Origin of the sequence: Brevundimonas sp. LjRoot202 (assembly GCF_964253355.1) — a bacterium.
In the GTDB taxonomy this organism is placed as follows: Bacteria; Pseudomonadota; Alphaproteobacteria; order Caulobacterales; family Caulobacteraceae; genus Brevundimonas.
The window spans coordinates 114,788-129,810 of sequence record NZ_CAXUQW020000001.1; the positions used below are offsets into that span (position 1 = coordinate 114,788).

Annotated in this window: 15 protein-coding genes; 12 read left to right on the top strand and 3 right to left on the bottom strand. The window is 69.2% G+C overall.

Going from position 1 to position 15,023, the window contains the following annotated elements; translation table 11 throughout:
* Window positions 1-172: 172 nt before the first annotated feature.
* Window positions 173-751: a DUF2239 family protein gene (locus ACSQ1L_RS00670; RefSeq protein WP_435990952.1), complete on the top strand. Its 579-nt coding sequence runs from the start codon at window positions 173-175 to the stop codon at window positions 749-751.
* A gap of 140 nt (window positions 752-891) precedes the next feature.
* Here the strand turns inward: ACSQ1L_RS00670 and cobS are convergent, their stop codons facing one another.
* On the bottom strand, window positions 892-1,896 hold the full coding sequence (cobS, locus tag ACSQ1L_RS00675) for a cobaltochelatase subunit CobS (protein WP_435990954.1): 1,005 nt from the start codon (window positions 1,894-1,896) through the stop codon (window positions 892-894).
* A 124-nt stretch (window positions 1,897-2,020) separates the two neighbouring features.
* Here cobS and ACSQ1L_RS00680 point away from each other — a divergent pair, with 124 nt between their 5' ends.
* Genes ACSQ1L_RS00680 through ACSQ1L_RS00695 form a run of 4 tightly spaced genes read left to right on the top strand, consistent with a single transcriptional unit; the run spans window position 2,021 to window position 5,741 of the window.
* Window positions 2,021-2,647, top strand: coding sequence for a TetR family transcriptional regulator (locus ACSQ1L_RS00680; RefSeq protein ID WP_435990956.1), 627 nt, complete (start codon window positions 2,021-2,023; stop codon window positions 2,645-2,647).
* The gene (locus ACSQ1L_RS00685) at window positions 2,644-3,633 is read left to right on the top strand and encodes an HlyD family secretion protein (RefSeq protein WP_435990958.1); all 990 of its coding nucleotides are present in this window, start codon (window positions 2,644-2,646) and stop codon (window positions 3,631-3,633) included. Before ACSQ1L_RS00680 ends, ACSQ1L_RS00685 begins: the two co-directional genes overlap by 4 nt.
* Window positions 3,630-4,613, top strand: coding sequence for an ABC transporter ATP-binding protein (locus tag ACSQ1L_RS00690; protein WP_435990960.1), 984 nt, complete (start codon window positions 3,630-3,632; stop codon window positions 4,611-4,613). Before ACSQ1L_RS00685 ends, ACSQ1L_RS00690 begins: the two co-directional genes overlap by 4 nt.
* The gene (locus ACSQ1L_RS00695) at window positions 4,614-5,741 is read left to right on the top strand and encodes an ABC transporter permease (protein ID WP_435990962.1); all 1,128 of its coding nucleotides are present in this window, start codon (window positions 4,614-4,616) and stop codon (window positions 5,739-5,741) included. It begins immediately after the preceding gene.
* Here ACSQ1L_RS00695 and ACSQ1L_RS00700 read toward each other — a convergent pair.
* On the bottom strand, window positions 5,738-6,166 hold the full coding sequence (locus ACSQ1L_RS00700) for an organic hydroperoxide resistance protein (protein WP_435990964.1): 429 nt from the start codon (window positions 6,164-6,166) through the stop codon (window positions 5,738-5,740). The genes ACSQ1L_RS00695 and ACSQ1L_RS00700 overlap by 4 nt on opposite strands.
* A 109-nt stretch (window positions 6,167-6,275) precedes the next feature.
* On the opposite strand from ACSQ1L_RS00700, the gene ACSQ1L_RS00705 reads away from it, so the two are divergent.
* Entirely contained in the window at window positions 6,276-7,583 is a 1,308-nt protein-coding gene (locus ACSQ1L_RS00705; protein ID WP_435990966.1) for a C1 family peptidase, read from the top strand.
* A gap of 6 nt (window positions 7,584-7,589) precedes the next feature.
* On the opposite strand, the gene ACSQ1L_RS00710 is transcribed toward ACSQ1L_RS00705, so the two are convergent.
* Window positions 7,590-8,261 (bottom strand): J domain-containing protein, encoded by a 672-nt coding sequence (locus tag ACSQ1L_RS00710; RefSeq protein WP_435990968.1) that lies wholly within the window; start codon window positions 8,259-8,261, stop codon window positions 7,590-7,592.
* A gap of 45 nt (window positions 8,262-8,306) precedes the next feature.
* Here ACSQ1L_RS00710 and ACSQ1L_RS00715 point away from each other — a divergent pair, with 45 nt between their 5' ends.
* The 6 genes from ACSQ1L_RS00715 (at window position 8,307) to ACSQ1L_RS00740 (ending at window position 14,993) form a co-directional block, all read left to right on the top strand.
* Window positions 8,307-8,609, top strand: a complete 303-nt coding sequence (locus tag ACSQ1L_RS00715) for a BolA family protein (protein ID WP_435992477.1) — start codon at window positions 8,307-8,309, stop codon at window positions 8,607-8,609.
* Between the two features lie 104 nt (window positions 8,610-8,713).
* The gene (locus tag ACSQ1L_RS00720; RefSeq protein WP_435990970.1) at window positions 8,714-10,531 is read left to right on the top strand and encodes an ATP-binding protein; all 1,818 of its coding nucleotides are present in this window, start codon (window positions 8,714-8,716) and stop codon (window positions 10,529-10,531) included.
* Between the two features lie 139 nt (window positions 10,532-10,670).
* On the top strand, window positions 10,671-11,156 hold the full coding sequence (locus ACSQ1L_RS00725; protein ID WP_435990972.1) for an RcnB family protein: 486 nt from the start codon (window positions 10,671-10,673) through the stop codon (window positions 11,154-11,156).
* 78 nt (window positions 11,157-11,234) lie between these two features.
* A complete protein-coding gene (locus ACSQ1L_RS00730) occupies window positions 11,235-12,944 on the top strand; it encodes a cisplatin damage response ATP-dependent DNA ligase (RefSeq protein ID WP_435990974.1) in 1,710 nt (569 codons plus the stop codon).
* A gap of 52 nt (window positions 12,945-12,996) precedes the next feature.
* The gene (locus ACSQ1L_RS00735) at window positions 12,997-13,974 is read left to right on the top strand and encodes a mechanosensitive ion channel family protein (RefSeq protein WP_435990976.1); all 978 of its coding nucleotides are present in this window, start codon (window positions 12,997-12,999) and stop codon (window positions 13,972-13,974) included.
* A gap of 5 nt (window positions 13,975-13,979) precedes the next feature.
* A complete protein-coding gene (locus ACSQ1L_RS00740; protein WP_435990978.1) occupies window positions 13,980-14,993 on the top strand; it encodes a threonine aldolase family protein in 1,014 nt (337 codons plus the stop codon).
* Window positions 14,994-15,023: the final 30 nt, after the last annotated feature.

The window sequence follows — 15,023 nt, forward strand, 5'->3', positions numbered from 1 at the left end:
GACCCGCCGGTTTCACCCGGGTAAATCCTTCGAAACCGACGGTGGACCGGCGAATACACCGTCTATCGGTCCACCTGTTTCACCGCGTCCCCTCGGCCGCTCCTCTGCGCGCGAGGATGGACGCGCCCTAAGTCAAAGCCGGCCGCACGGGCGACCGCCGAGGAGATTTTCCATGTCCGTTCCCGCCGACCGGCCCGTCGTCGCCTTCACAGACCAGCGCCTGATCGCCCGCGGTCCCGTCGGCGAGGCTTTGGCCGTCATCCACGCCGCCGCCGCCGCGGGGGAGGGGCCGCTGGTGTTCGACCTGATCGACGGCCGGGTGGTCGACCTCGACCTGCGCGGCGACCTGGTGGCGGCGAGGGCGCGCCTGGGCCCGGCCTCGGCGCAGCCGGAGAAGCGCGGCCCGGGGCGGCCGAAGCTGGGCGTCACGGCGAAGGAGGTGACCCTTCTGCCGCGCCACTGGGACTGGCTGTCGGCCCAGCCGGGCGGAGCCTCGGTGGCGCTGCGCAAGCTGGTCGAGGCCCAGATGAGGGCGGGCGAGGGGCCGGAGCGAGCCCGGCGGGCCAGGGAGGCGGCCTACCGGTTCATGACCGCGATGGCGGGGGACCGGCCGAACTACGAGGAGGCGACGCGGATGCTGTTCGCCGGCGACTGGACGGCGTTCGACGCGGCGGTGGAGGGCTGGCCGGAGGGGGTGCGGGACGTGGTGCGGGCGATGGCCGAGGGGGCGTGGCGGAATGGGGCGGGGTAGAGCGGTTGAACGGAAAAGGTCAGGCGGTGATGTAGTCGTCGAGCATGTCCCGCCAGGTCGGATTGCGCCCCTCGAACCCGCCCGGCCTGCGCTTTATGATTCGGGTCCCGGCATTCGCCGGGATGAGCGGACCAGAAGGCCTAGCCCACCTTCACCCGCGTCGCCGCCTCCGGCAGATCCTCACCGAATGCGCGCTGGTAGAACTCCGCGATGGTCGGGCGCTCCAGCTCGTCGCACTTGTTGAGGAAGGTCAGTCGGAACGCCAGCCCCACGTCCCCCGCGAAGATGATCGCGTTCTGGGCCCAGGTGATCACCGTGCGCGGGCTCATCACCGTCGAGATGTCGCCGTTCATGAAGGCGTTGCGGGTCATGTCGGCGACGCGGACCATGGCGGCGATGCGGCGTTTGCCCTCGGCGTCCGACCACTCCGGCACCTTGGCGGCGACGATCTCGGCCTCGACGTCATGGTCGAGGTAGTTGAGCGTGGTGACGATGTTCCAGCGGTCCATCTGGCCCTGATTGATCTGCTGGGTGCCGTGGTACAGGCCCGAGGTGTCGCCGAGGCCGATGGTGTTGGTGGTGGCGAACAGGCGGAAGAACTTGTTCGGGCGGATGACGCGGTTCTGGTCGAGCAGGGTCAGGCGGCCCTGGGCCTCGAGCACGCGCTGGATGACGAACATCACGTCCGGGCGGCCGGCGTCGTATTCGTCGAAGACGAGGGCGATGGGCCGCTGGATGGCCCAGGGCAGCATGCCCTCGCGAAACTCGGTGACCTGTTTGCCGTCCTTGAGGACGATGGCGTCCTTGCCGACCAGATCGATGCGGCTGACGTGGGCGTCGAGGTTGACCCGCACCATGGGCCAGTTGAGGCGGGCGGCGACCTGCTCGATGTGGGTCGACTTGCCGGTGCCGTGATAGCCTTGGACCATGACCCGGCGGTCGAAGCTGAAGCCGGCGCAGATGGCGAGGGTGGTCTGCGGGTCGAAGCGGTAGGCGTCGTCGATGTCGGGCACGTGGCTGTCGCGCTCGGTGAACAGCGGCACGGTCATGTCCGAGTCGATCCCGAACACCTCGCGGACGCTGGCGTGGCGGTGCGGTTCCAGCGTCAGCAGGGGATCGGGGGAGGCGTCGAGCGGGGAGGTCATGCGCTTCCTTAGAATTCCAGCGCGGCGGGGTCCAGCGGGCGCTTGGGCGCGGGTGGCGGAACGGCGCTTTACAGTGACGCTCGACAGGCATAATAACTGACCGGTCAGTTATCAGAGACGCGCGATGTTGCCCGCCGGCCAGCCGAAATTTCGCCGCCGTCCCGCCGACCGTCCGGCCGAGATCCTCGCCGCGGCGCTGGAGGTGTTCGCCGAGCGCGGCTTCCAGGCCGCGCGGCTGGAAGAGGTGGCGAAGCGGGCGGGCGTGTCGAAGGGCGCGCTGTATCTGTATTTTGAGACCAAGGCCGACCTGTTCCGGGCGGTGGTGACGGACGCGATCTCGCCGAACCTCGAGCATGTGAAGGCGCTGGCCTCGGCTGATGTGCCGTTTGAGCAGGCGGCGCGGCTGGGGGTGGGCATGCTGGCCCGCACCGTGGTCACGGACCGTCGCATCACCGGCGTGGTCAAGCTGGTCATCGCCGAAAGCCGAAACCATCCCGAACTGGCGACCATCTGGCACGAGACGGTGGTCGAGCCCGGCCTGCAGCTGATGAGCGGGCTGATCGCGGCGGCGCAAGGCCGCGGCGAAATCCGGCCGGGCGATCCGCGCCTGTTCGCCATGGGGCTGATGGGGCCGATGGTGTTGTCGATGGTGTGGCGCGAGACGTTCGAGCCGATCGGGGCGCAGCGGCTGGACGTGGTCGCCCTGGCCGAGCAGCATCTGGACACGGTCCTGAGGGGGATGAGGCCATGAAGCGCCCGAACTTGAGTTTGCGGCCGGTGCTGGCGATCGGGGCGATCGCGATCCTCGCCCTGCTGGTCTGGCAGCTGTTCCTGCGCGGCGGCGAGGCGCGGACCCTGACCGGCTATGTGGAGGGCGAGCGGGTCTATCTGGCGGCGCCGGTCTCGGGGTCGGTGGCGGCGCTGTATGTGCGCGAGGGCCAGCGGGTGGCGGCGGGCGGCCGCACCTTCCTGATCGATCCGCAGGTGCAGCAGGCCCAGGCCGAGAGCGCGGCGGCGGCGGTGGGCGCGGCCGAGGCGCGGGCCGACGACCTGCGCAAGGGACAGAGGGCCGAGGAGCTGTCGGTGTTCGACGCCGAACTGGCGGCGGCGGAGGCGACGCAGCGCGAGGCGGAGGCGGAGTATGGACGCATCGAGCCGCTGGTGCGGCGCGGCATCTATGCGCCGGCGCGGCTGGATCAGGTGCGGGCGGCGCGGGACGCCGCCCGGGCCCGGACGGCGGCGGTGCGGCGGCGGCGCGAGGTGGCGACCCTGGGCGCCCGGCAGGACGCCGTGGCGCAGGCGGAGCAGCAGGCGCGGCAGGCGGCGGGGGGGCTGACCGAGGCGCAGGCGCGGCTGGGCCAGTTGTCGCCGATCGCCCCGGCCGCCGCCCGGGTCGAGGAGATCTTCTACCGGCCCGGCGAATGGGCGGCGGCGAATACGCCGGTGCTGGCCCTGCTGCCGGACAGCGAGGTCAAGCTGGTGTTCTTCGTGCCCGAGGCCGAGATGGCGCGGTACCGGCCGGGGCGGACGGTGCGGTTCTCATGCGACGGCTGCGCGCAGGCGGGAAGGGCGCGGATCAGCTGGGTCAGTCCGCGGCCGGAGTTCACGCCGCCGATCCTGTACAGCAAGGGCAGCCGCGACCGGCTGGTCTATCGGGTCGAGGCGCGGCCGGAGGGGGCGGCGACGCTCAACCCCGGCCTGCCGGTGGATGTGACGCCGCTGGAGGCGGGGGAATGACACCGTCCGCGCCGCGTCAGGTCGAGAAGGCGGAACCTTCCGATCGCGGCGCACCCGAAAAGGTCATCGACGTTCGGGGGCTGAACAAGTCGTTCGGGTCGCTGCACGCGGTGAAGGACTTTGGCATCACCGTGAACCGGGGCCGCATCTGCGGTTTTCTCGGGCCCAACGGGGCGGGCAAGACAACGACGCTGCGGATGCTGTGCGGCCTGCTGCGGCCCGACAGCGGCGAGGGCACGGTGCTGGGCTATGACGTGATGAAGCAGTCGCGGCTGATCAAGCAGCGGGTCGGCTACATGACGCAGAAATTCTCGCTCTACGAGGATCTGTCGATCGAGCAGAACCTGACCTTCACGGCGCGGGTGCACGAGCTGGACCGGCGGAAGGAGCGGGTGCAGGCGGCGCTGGACCGGCTGGGGCTGACCGAGCGGCGGGCGCAGCTGGCGGGGCATCTGTCCGGCGGCTGGAAACAGCGGCTGGCGCTGGCGGCGGCGACCCTGCACGGGCCGGACCTGCTGCTGCTGGACGAGCCGACGGCGGGGGTGGACCCCGAGGCCCGGCGGACCTTCTGGGACGAGATCCACGCCCTCGCCGCCGAGGGCATGACCGTGCTGGTCTCGACCCACTACATGGACGAGGCCGAGCGTTGTCACGAGATCGCCTACATCGCCGGCGGCCGGACGCTGGCGCGCGGCACGGCCGACGAGGTGATCGCCGCCTCGGGGCTGGTGACCTTCATCGCCGAGGGTCCGGGGGCGGATCGGCTGGCGCGCGAGCTGCGCGGGCGGGCCGGGGTGGAGATGGCGGCGCCGTTCGGGACGGTGCTGCACGTCTCCGGCCGCGACCGCCCGGCGCTGGAGGCGGCCATCACGCCATATCGCAAGGCCCCGCTGAAATGGACCGAGACGCGGCCGACGCTGGAGGACGTGTTCATCCAGTTGATCCACGACATCGAGGCCGCGAAGGCGAGGGCGGCGTAGATGCTGTCCCTGACCCGCACCTGGGCCGTGATGGCCAAGGAGTTCACGCAACTGACGCGCGACCGGCTGACCTATGCGATGATCCTGCTGCTGCCGATCATCCAGCTGCTGCTGTTCGGCTACGCCATCAACGACGATCCGCGCAGCCTGCCGACCGCGGTGCTGGTGCAGGACAACGGCGGCTTTTCGCGCTCGATCCTGACGGCGATGAACAACAGCGGCTATTTCGACATCACCCTGCAGGCGCGCAGCCAGGGTGAGCTGGACCGGGCGTTGGAGCGGGGCGAGGTCCAGTTCGCGGTGATCATTCCGGCCGACTTCACCACACGGGTGGTGCGCGGCGACGCGGCGCAGATTCTGGTCGAGGCGGACGCCACCGATCCCTCGGCCACCTCGGGCGCGGTGGCGGCGCTGGCCAGCCTCCCGTCGCAGGCGCTGACCCGCGAGCTGACCGGGCCGCTGGCGGCGCGGGCGCCGGGCCGGCCGCCGTTCGAGGTGGTCGTGCACCGGCGCTACAATCCGGAGGCGATCACCGCCTACAACATCGTGCCGGGACTGCTGGGCGTGATCCTGTCGATGACGCTGGTGATGATGACCTCGCTGGGCATGGCGCGGGAGCGTGAGCGGGGCACGATGGAGAGCCTGCTGTCGACGCCCGTACGGCCGCTGGAGGTCATGGTCGGCAAGCTGACGCCCTATGTGCTGGTCGGGATCATCCAGGCGACGGTCATCCTGGTCATGGCGCGCCTGCTGTTCGATGTGCCGATGAGCGGCGGCTGGATCGCGCTGGGGGCGGGGCTGATGCTGTTCATCGTCGGCTCCCTGTCGCTGGGCTTCCTGATCTCGACGGTGGCCAAGACCCAGTTGCAGGCCATGCAGATGAGCTTCTTCTACATGCTGCCGTCGATCCTGCTGTCGGGGTTCATGTTCCCGTTCCGCGGCATGCCGGAGTGGGCCCAGGCGATCGGCACGGCGATCCCCGTCACCCACTTCCTGCGGGTGGTGCGGGGATCGCTGCTGAAGGGCGTCGGGCTGGAGAACGCCGGGCCGAGCCTGTTCGCCCTGGGACTGTTCGTGGTGGTGGTCGGGGCGCTGGCGATGATGCGCTACCGGACCACGCTGGATTAGGCCGCGGTCAGCTTCACATCCACGTTGCCGCGGGTGGCGTTGGAGTAGGGGCAGACCTGGTGGGCCTTCTGGATCAGGTCGTCGATGACGGCCTGGTCGAGGCCGTGGTCGCTGACGGTCAGTTCGACGTCGAGGTTGAAGCCCTCGCCCTTGGTGTTCTTGCCGAAGCCGATGCCGGCGGCGACCTTCGTGTCCGGGCCGACCGGCGTTCCGGCCTTGCCGCTGACCAGTCGCAGGGCGCCGAGGTAGCAGGCCGCGTAGCCGGTGGCGAACAACTGCTCGGGATTGGTCCCGTCGCCGCCCTTGCCGCCCATTTCGGTCGGGACGGACAGGCGGACGTCGATCTTGCCGTCGTCGGTGGCGGAACGGCCTTCGTCACGGCCGCCGCCCGAGGCGGTGGCGTGGGCGCGGTAGAGGACTTCCATGGCGGGGCTCCTTGGTGGGTTTCGTCAGATGGGTAGTCCGGGGCAACCGTGCTAGCGCTGGCGTCAGATGGAAACCGCTGTTATCCAGACGGTAGGAGAGGGGGCGAATATGTGGAAATGGCTATTTGGACTCCTGGGCGCAGCGCTTGTCGCGGCCAGCGCGCAGGCCCAGGTGGGGACGGGCTTGATCCCGGCTCCTCGCGACCGTTATGTCGCCATCCCCGACGCCTATCAGCCTTTCGCGGGGCGAGCGTTGCCCGCCGCGGTCGATCTGACTGATCGCTTTCCACCTCCCGGCGATCAGGGTGCACAGCAGTCCTGTGTCGGCTGGGCTGTCGCCTATGCGATGAAGAGCTATCACGAGGCGGTCGAGCGGGACTGGGCCCTGACGATGGGCGATGGCCGACTCCACGGCAACCGAGTGTTCAGCCCGTCGTTCGTCTATAATCAAATCAACCACGGGGTCGATCGCGGCTCGAATTTCGGTGACGCGTTCCGGGTGTTGATCACGCAGGGGGCGGCTCCTCTGTCGGCCATGCCCTATACCTCCAGCCCGTTCATCGCGCCGTCGGCCGCGGCCCTGACCGCTGCTGACGGATTCAAGATCGACACGTTCCGGACTGTCGATCTGCGGAACCGGAACGAGTTGAAGGCGCACCTGAACGCCGGCTTTCCCATCATCTTCGCCGCCTTCGTCGATCAACTGTTCTGGGAGTGGCGGGGATCGGCCACGCTGGATCGGTTCGGCGGGCCTCGTCTGGGCCGTCACGCCATGGTCGTGGCCGGTTACGATGACCATCGCGGCGCCTACCGCGTCATCAACTCGTGGGGGCGGCAATGGGGCGACGGAGGTTTCGCCTGGGTGTCGTACGACCAGTTCGAGGCGATGGGCACCGAGGCCTACATCGTCTTCGACCAGAAGGGCTACGAGGCCTCCTCCGACCCTGCATCCTTGCCTGAAGACGTCTGGACGCCGCCAGCCATTCCCGCCCAGAACTCGTTCCTTGAGGTCGATGGCGTCGATCCAAACTGGATGGATCCCTACCTGGGCGTGGGCCTGCGGCTGACGGGATCGTTGAGCATCCCGTCGTCGGTCCGCGGCACGGCCCAGGTCGTCATCACGCTCAATTTCGCAGGGACGAACGCTCCGGTTGCGAGCCTCGATCCGCGCTATTCGACGCCCGACGGGCAGGCGGCGTTCGGAACGCCGGCGGTGATGGTGAGCGGCAACGGGCTGTCCACGCGTTGGTACGCCTTTATCCGCTACTGCTCCATGCAGGTGCCGATGGGAACCCTCTGCGTGCCCTATCCGACCGGACAGATCTTCCGTTCCGAACTGGTGGCGAAACCGGTCCTCTATGTCGATGGCTTCGGGGCCGCCGAGGGTCAATCGCTCCCGTTCTGGGTCCAGCTATAGCGGTCGTCAGGCCAGCCCCGCCTTCTTCAGCGTCTTGTAGGCCTTGATGACGTTCTGCAGCTTGGCCTCGGCGCCCCGGTCGCCCTTGTTGAGGTCCGGGTGAAAGCGTTTCAGCAGCTCGTGATAGCGGGCCTTGATGGCCTTCCTGTCGGTGCGGGCGTCGAGGTCGAGGTCGGCCAGGGCGGCGCGCTCGAGCTTGCCCAGGCGTAGGTCGTCCTGGCCGTCGGGGCCGACCTGTTCCTTCATGCGCCGGCCGAACAGGCCGAAGCTGTCGCGCCAGCTCCCGGCGCCGGTCGTGTTGGCCGTGCCCACCTTGGCGGCGAAGGCGGCGGCCTCGCGGGTGAATTTGCCGGCCTTCATCTCCCAGGTCGGGCGGCCGCCGGTCATGGCCTCGTTCTCCTGGGCGGCGCGGACCTCGCCCTCGGTCATGCCGGCGTAGAAATTCCAGCCCTTGTTGTACTCGCCGGCGTGGCGTTGGCAGAAGTCGTAGAAGTCGTTCAGCCGCTCGCGCGACTTGGGCGCGCGCGCCGTCGCGGCCTGGCGGCAGTCGGGCCACTGGCAGGGCTTCTCGCCGGGCTTGAGGTGCAGGACGTCGGCCTCCGCCGCCTCCTCTTCGGGGCGGGGCGGCTTGATCCGCATATCCTTGAAGCGCGGCTTGTATTGAAAGGCGGATGACATCGCACGAAGTGTAGGGGCGAATTGGTCACCAACAAGGACAAGCACATGCCGGAAGGCCCGATCGCGACGATTATTCGTGAAAAACTGACGGCGGGACTGGCGCCGGTCCGTCTGGAGATCGAGGACGACAGCGGCCGTCACGCGGGCCACCACCACGAGGGCGGGGTCGACGGCCGGGCCGGCGGCGAGAGCCATTTCAATGTGACGGTGGTCTCCGGCGCCTTCGAGGGGCAGGGGCGGGTACAACGTCAGCGAGCAGTGAACGACCTTTTGCGCGAGGAATTGGCGGGGCCGGTGCACGCCCTTTCGATTCGCGCCCTGACGCCCGCCGAGGCCGGCGCGGCCTGAATCGCGGTTCAGCGAACGGCTGTCACAGAAGCGTCAGCGTTCATCTCGTCTTAGAAACTTGCCCATAGCGTTCGCCCCGGAATGTTTGGGAGCTGGGGCGCGCAATGGTCGAATCCGACGGAATCAGCAAGCCGGCCAACGGCGAACCGGGTTCCGGCGAGGCGGCCCAGGCCCTGCGCGCGATTCTGCAGACCCACTATCTGCGCTATCTGATCATCACCAGCTGGGCCTTGGGCCTTCTGGCCGTGGTGGGCCCGTTCGCCGCGACCCTGTGGTTCTTCGGCACGATCGCCGCCGGCGGCCTGCGCGGTTCCGTCGAAAAGCGCATCAGCGAGCGCGTCGGCGCCGGCTGGGGCATGATATTCCCGGCCGTCGCCACCGCCACCACGGCTGCCTGGGCGGCCGCGCCTCTGATGGCCTGGTTCTCGGGCCACCCCTTCGGTCAGCCGCTGGCCATGACCCTGCTAGTGTCCGGCTATGTGCTGGTGTTCGCCCAGCTGCGCAGCTCGCCAAAGCAGGCCATCGTGATCTCGTCGCCCTATGGGGTTTCGGCCGCCATCATCGCGGGATCGCTGTGGGGCACCGATCTGTTCTGGGCCTTCATGGGCGTGGTGCCGTTCACGGCCGCCGGCCTGGTGGTGCTGGTCCTGATGACCATGTTGCGCGAGGAGCGAATCCGCGCCTTCCAGGAGCATCAGGCCCATCTGATCGAGGAATTGGAGTCCGCCCGCGACCGCGCCAACGCGGCCAGCGAGGCCAAGTCGAGCTTCCTGGGCGTGATCTCGCACGAGCTGCGCACCCCGATGAACGGCGTGCTCGGGGCGGCCCAGCTGCTCGGCGCGACCCGGCTCGAACCGACCCAGCGGGAATATCTGTCGATCATCCGCAACTCGGGCGACAACCTGCTGAGCCTGCTCAACGACATCCTCGACATGACCAAGATCGAGGCGGGCAAGATGACCTTCGAGATGGTCGACGTCTCGGTCGATGATCTGCACAAGCGCGTCACCGGACCCTTCCAGGCCCAGGCGGAGGCCAAGGGATTGAACTTCTCGGTGCGCTTCGAGGGCGAGACTCCCGCGGTGGTCCGTGGCGATCCGTTGCGCGTCTGCCAGGTCATTCACAACCTGCTGTCCAACGCCGTGAAGTTCACAGACGCCGGCGAGGTCGTCTACACGGTCCGCTCCGAGCGGCTCAGCGACGACCGGGCCCGGTTCGATTTCGCCGTCAGGGATTCGGGGGCCGGCATTTCGCCCGAGGACCTCGAGCGGCTGTTCCAGCCCTTCACCCAGGTCGACGCCTCCTCGACGCGCCGGTTCGGCGGCACGGGGCTGGGGCTGACGATCTCGCGGCGCATGGCCAACATCATGGGCGGCGACATCTCGGTGACGTCGACCTTGGGCGAGGGCTCGACCTTCACCTTCAGCGTCGAGGCCGAGGTCGTGGAATGGACCCGCGAGGCGGCGGCCGCGCCGATCGCCGCCGAGGTCGAGGACGGACGGTCGCTGAACGTGCTGGTGGTCGAGGACCACCCGGTCAACCGGATGATCCTGGAAGCCTGGATGAGTTCGGCGGGGCACACCTCGTCGACGGCCGAGAACGGCCAGATCGCGCTCGACATGGCGGCGGGCCAGCATTTCGACCTGATCGTCATGGACGTGAACATGCCGGTCATGGACGGGCTGACCGCGACGCGCGGCATCCGCGCCGGCGGCGGCGCCAACGCCGAGACGCCGATCGTGGTCCTGTCCGCCTCGGCGCGGGTCGAGGATCACGAGGCGGGGCTGGAGGCCGGCGCCGACGCCTATCTGAACAAGCCGATCGACTTCGCGGCCCTGGCCCAGGTGATGAACCGCGTCGGCGGCGGCAGGGACGGCCTGCGCGCCCTGATCGAGAATGACGAGGCGATCCAGGCGGCCTGACGCGGGGGCGGCAATAGCGTTCGAAAGGCGACGGTCGGGTGAACGGCGGGTGAGCAGGGCCGTTCAGACCCGGCTCAACGGCCACGGTCCACGGTGCGGGCAAGTCGAAATTCCTTCGGCCGCATCTGGAGACAGTCCCATGAAGAAGGCTCTCACCGCCGCCCTCGCCGCCACGTTCGCCGTGACGTCGCTGGGCGTGGCCTCCGCCGCCGAAGCGCAATCGCGCGGCGACCGTTATGAACAGCGCCAGGACCGTCGCGATGATCGACGGGACGATCGCCGCGACGCCCGCGAAGATCGTCGCGAATGGCGTCAGCACGTCCGCGAGGATCGCCGCGAAGCCCGTCAGCAACAGCGCGCCTACGCCCGCTGGCAGCAGGCCCAGCGTCGCTACAACGCGGGCCGCTACTACGCCCCGCGGGGCTACCAGACGCGCTCATGGTCGTATGGCCAGCGGATGCCGTCCTACTACCGCTCCAACCAGTATGTCGTGAGCGACTACGACCGTTATGGCCTGCGTCAGCCGCCCCGCGGCTATCACTACGTCCGCAGCGGTGACGATGTCGTCATGACCGCGATCGCGACCGGCCTGATCACGGCCGTCATCGCCGGGCTGTTCAACTAAGCGGGCCTTCGCGCTACTCAAGGCCGTGACTGCGCCCTGGAAGGAGACTTCCGGGGCGTTTTCGCGTTTGAAGGTCCGATGCGCGCCTTCGCCGAACTGCTGGACCGCCTGTCGCTGACGGCCTCGCGCAACGCGAAGCTGGTGCTGTTGAGGGATTATCTGCGCAACAGCCCCGATCCGGACCGGGGCTGGGCCCTGGCTTCCCTGACCGGCGACCTGACCTTTGACGCCGCCAAGCCCGCCATGATCCGCAAGGCCGTCGAGGCGCGGGTCGACCCGGTCCTGTTCGGCTGGTCGTATGACTACGTCGGCGACCTGGCCGAGACGGTGGCGCTGATCTGGCCGCGCGACCCGGACTATCGCGCCAACCGCGAGCCCGAATTGGGCGAGGTGGTCGAGGCGCTGCGCACCGCCTCACGGAGCGAGGTCGCGAGCCTGCTGGAAGGCTGGCTCGACGCGCTGGAGCCCAAGGGGCGGTGGGCGCTGCTGAAGCTGATGACCGGGGGCCTGAGGGTCGGTCTGTCGGCCCGGCTGGCCAAGACCGCCGCGGCGATGATCCGGCCCGCGGCGGTCAGCGAGCCGCCCGATCCCGAGGGCGGCGAGACGGCGGTGGTGCTCGAGTCGGTCGAGGTGTCGGAGATCGAGGAGGTCTGGCACGCCCTGACCCCGCCCTACGGCGACCTTTTCGCCTGGCTGGAGGGGCATGGCGCGCGGCCGGACGCCGAGGCGCCGGGGCGGTTCCGGCCCGTGATGCTGGCGGTGGCCATCGACGAGGCGGTCGACTTCCAGAAGCTGGACCCGGCCGACTACGCCGCCGAGTGGAAGTGGGACGGCATCCGGGTGCAGGCGGTGCGCGAGGGCGGCGCGGTGAAGCTGTATTCCCGCACCGGCGACGAAATCTCAGGGGCCTTCGCCGACGTCGTGGCGGGGCTGGCGTTCGAGGGGGCGGTCGACGGCGAACTGGTGGTCTGGCGGGCCGATGAGCACGGGGAGGGGGGCGTGGCGCCGTTCGGCGACCTGCAGCAACGGCTGAACCGCAAGACGGTGGATGCGAAGATGATGGCGGCCTTTCCGGCGGCCATCGTGGCCTACGATCTGCTGGCCGAGAACGGCGAGGATCTGCGGCCGCTTTCGCTGAAGGACCGGCGCGCCCGGCTGGAGGCGGTGGTCGCGGGCCATGGCGGAGACCGGCTGCACCTGTCGCCGATCGTGCCTTATGCGAACTGGGACGAATTGGCCGTGCTGCGCGCCGATCCGCCGGTCGGGGCGGCGGCGGAGGGGCTTATGCTCAAGCGCTGGGACAGCCCCTATGTCGCGGGCCGGCCGAAGGGGCCGTGGTTCAAGTGGAAGCGCGACCCGCACGTCATCGACGCCGTGCTGATGTACGCCCAGCGCGGGCACGGCAAGCGCTCCAGCTTCTATTCCGACTACACCTTCGGGGTGTGGACGCGCGAGGGGGCGCTGACCCCGGTGGGCAAGGCCTATTTCGGCTTCACCGACGAGGAGCTGAAACAGCTCGACAAATACGTCCGCGACCACACGGTGGACCGGTTCGGGCCGGTGCGGTCGGTGCGGGCCGAGCGCGACTTCGGCCTGGTGCTGGAGATCGCCTTCGAGGGGCTGAACCGGTCGACCCGGCACAAGTCCGGCGTGGCCATGCGCTTCCCGCGGGTCAGCCGGATTCGTTGGGACAAGCCGGCGCGCGAGGCCAATACGCTCGACGACGTCATGGACCTGCTGGACGCGCTGGAAAGCGGCGGCGGAAGGGTCGGAGCGGCGCGGGTGTGAAGAATCGGTCCGACGGGCTTCCAAATCGGGGCGAGGACGTTAGACCCGGCTCATGATCGAGCTTCCGACTTCCCTGAACGACGCGGTGGTCGCCGGCCAGCGGGCGGTGAGCATGGATGCGGCCGTGCTGGCCAAGCTGACCGACATGGCCGGCGATCTGGCGGTCAACCTGACGATCGCCCTGATCATCCTCGCGGCGACGGTCATCGGGGCCAAATGGGCTTCGCGGATCACCCGCCGGGCGCTCTCGCGGGTGCGCGGCTTCAGACACGACCAGACGGTGCTCAGCTTCGTCGTGCAGGTGGTGCGGGTCGTCGTCTACATCGTCGGCTTCATCGCGGTGCTGCAGCGGCTGGGGGTGCAGACCACCTCGATCATCGCGGTGCTGGGCGCGGCCTCGCTGGCGGTCGGTCTCGCCCTGCAGGGGACCCTGTCCAACGTCGCGGCCGGGGTGCTGCTTCTGGTGCTGCGGCCTTACAAGGTCGGCGACGTCATCGAGATCGGCGGCGTGAGCGGTTCGGTGCAGCGGCTGGACCTGTTCACCACCCAGATGTCGAACGCCAACAACCACAAGATCGTGGTGCCCAACGCCAAGGTGCTGGGCGATGTGATCATCAACCTGACCGGCCAGAGGACGCGGCGCGTCGAGATCCTGTTCAGCGTCGGCTACAGCGCCAATCTGAAACAGGCCCGGGCGGTGATCGCGGGCGTGGCCGAGGCGCACGAAAAGGTGCTTGCGGACCCCGCGCCCTGGGCGGGCGTGACCAATCTGCTGGACAGCGCCGTCGAGGTGACGCTTCACGCCTGGGTCAAGGTCGACGACTGGTGGCAGGTCAAGGCCGACCTGACCCAAGGGGTCAAGGAAGCGCTGGACGCCGCGAACATCGAACTGCCCTTCCCGCATCAGGTGGCGGTGGCCTATGAACCGCCCGCGCCCGGCCCCGACCCGGTCGAGAAGCCCAAGCCCGAACCCAAGCCCGAGCCCCCCGCGCCGGCCCCCCGCCGCCGGCGTTTGGTCCGAAAGGCCTAAATCCCATGCGCTACGACTTCGGTTCGGATAACACCGCGGGCATGGCGCCGGCCGCGTTGCAGGCCCTCATCGACGCCAACGACGGCTACGTCCGGGCCTACGGGGCCGACGAGGTCACCGCCCGCGCGGCCGACCAGATCCGCCGCCGGCTCGACGCCGACGCCGAGATCCGCTTCGTCTTCTCGGGCACGGCGGCGAACGCCATCGCCCTGTCGATGCTGGCTTGGCCGCACGAGGCGGTGCTGGCCCACCATGCCGCTCACGTGTGCACCGACGAGACCGGCGCGCCGGGCTTCTTCGGCTCGGGCGTCGGCCTGATCGGCCTGCCCGGGTTCTCGGGCAAGATCGATCCGCTCACCCTGAACGCCGCGCTGGACGAAGCCGAGGTCGGCCATCGTCAGCCGCCCGCGGCGCTGAGCCTGACCCAGTCGACCGAATACGGCACCGTCTACACCGAGGAGGAGCTGCGGCACCTGATCGAGCCGGTGAAGTTGAAGGGCTGCGGCGTGCACATGGACGGGGCGCGGCTGGCCAATGCGGCGGCGGCGGGCTTCGACCTGACCCAGATCGCCCGCCTGGGCGTGGATGTGCTGGTGTTCGGCGGGGCCAAGGCGGGCGCCAACTGCACCGAGGCGATCGTGATGTTCGACCGCTCTCTGGCCCGGCGGATCGACAATCGCCTGAAACAGGCCGGGCAGACGGCGTCCAAGGCCCGCTACCTGGCCGCGCCGTTCCTTGGCCTGCTGGAGAGCAACGCCTGGGAGGACGGGGCCGCCCACGCCAACCTGATGGCCCAGCGTCTGGCGGACGGCATCCTCGCCGGCTCGGCCTTCGCCCTCGCGCATCCGGTCGAGGCCAACGCCGTGTTCGTGCGCATGCCGCCCGCCGCCCACCAGCGGCTCAACGACCTGGGATGGGCCTGCTACCGGTTCGACGACGGCTCGGTGCGCTTCGTCTGCTCATGGGCGACGACGACCGAGGCGGTGGACGAGCTTCTGGACGCGATTCGGCGGGTCTGATAGGCGTCCGGACATCGGATAGCCGACATA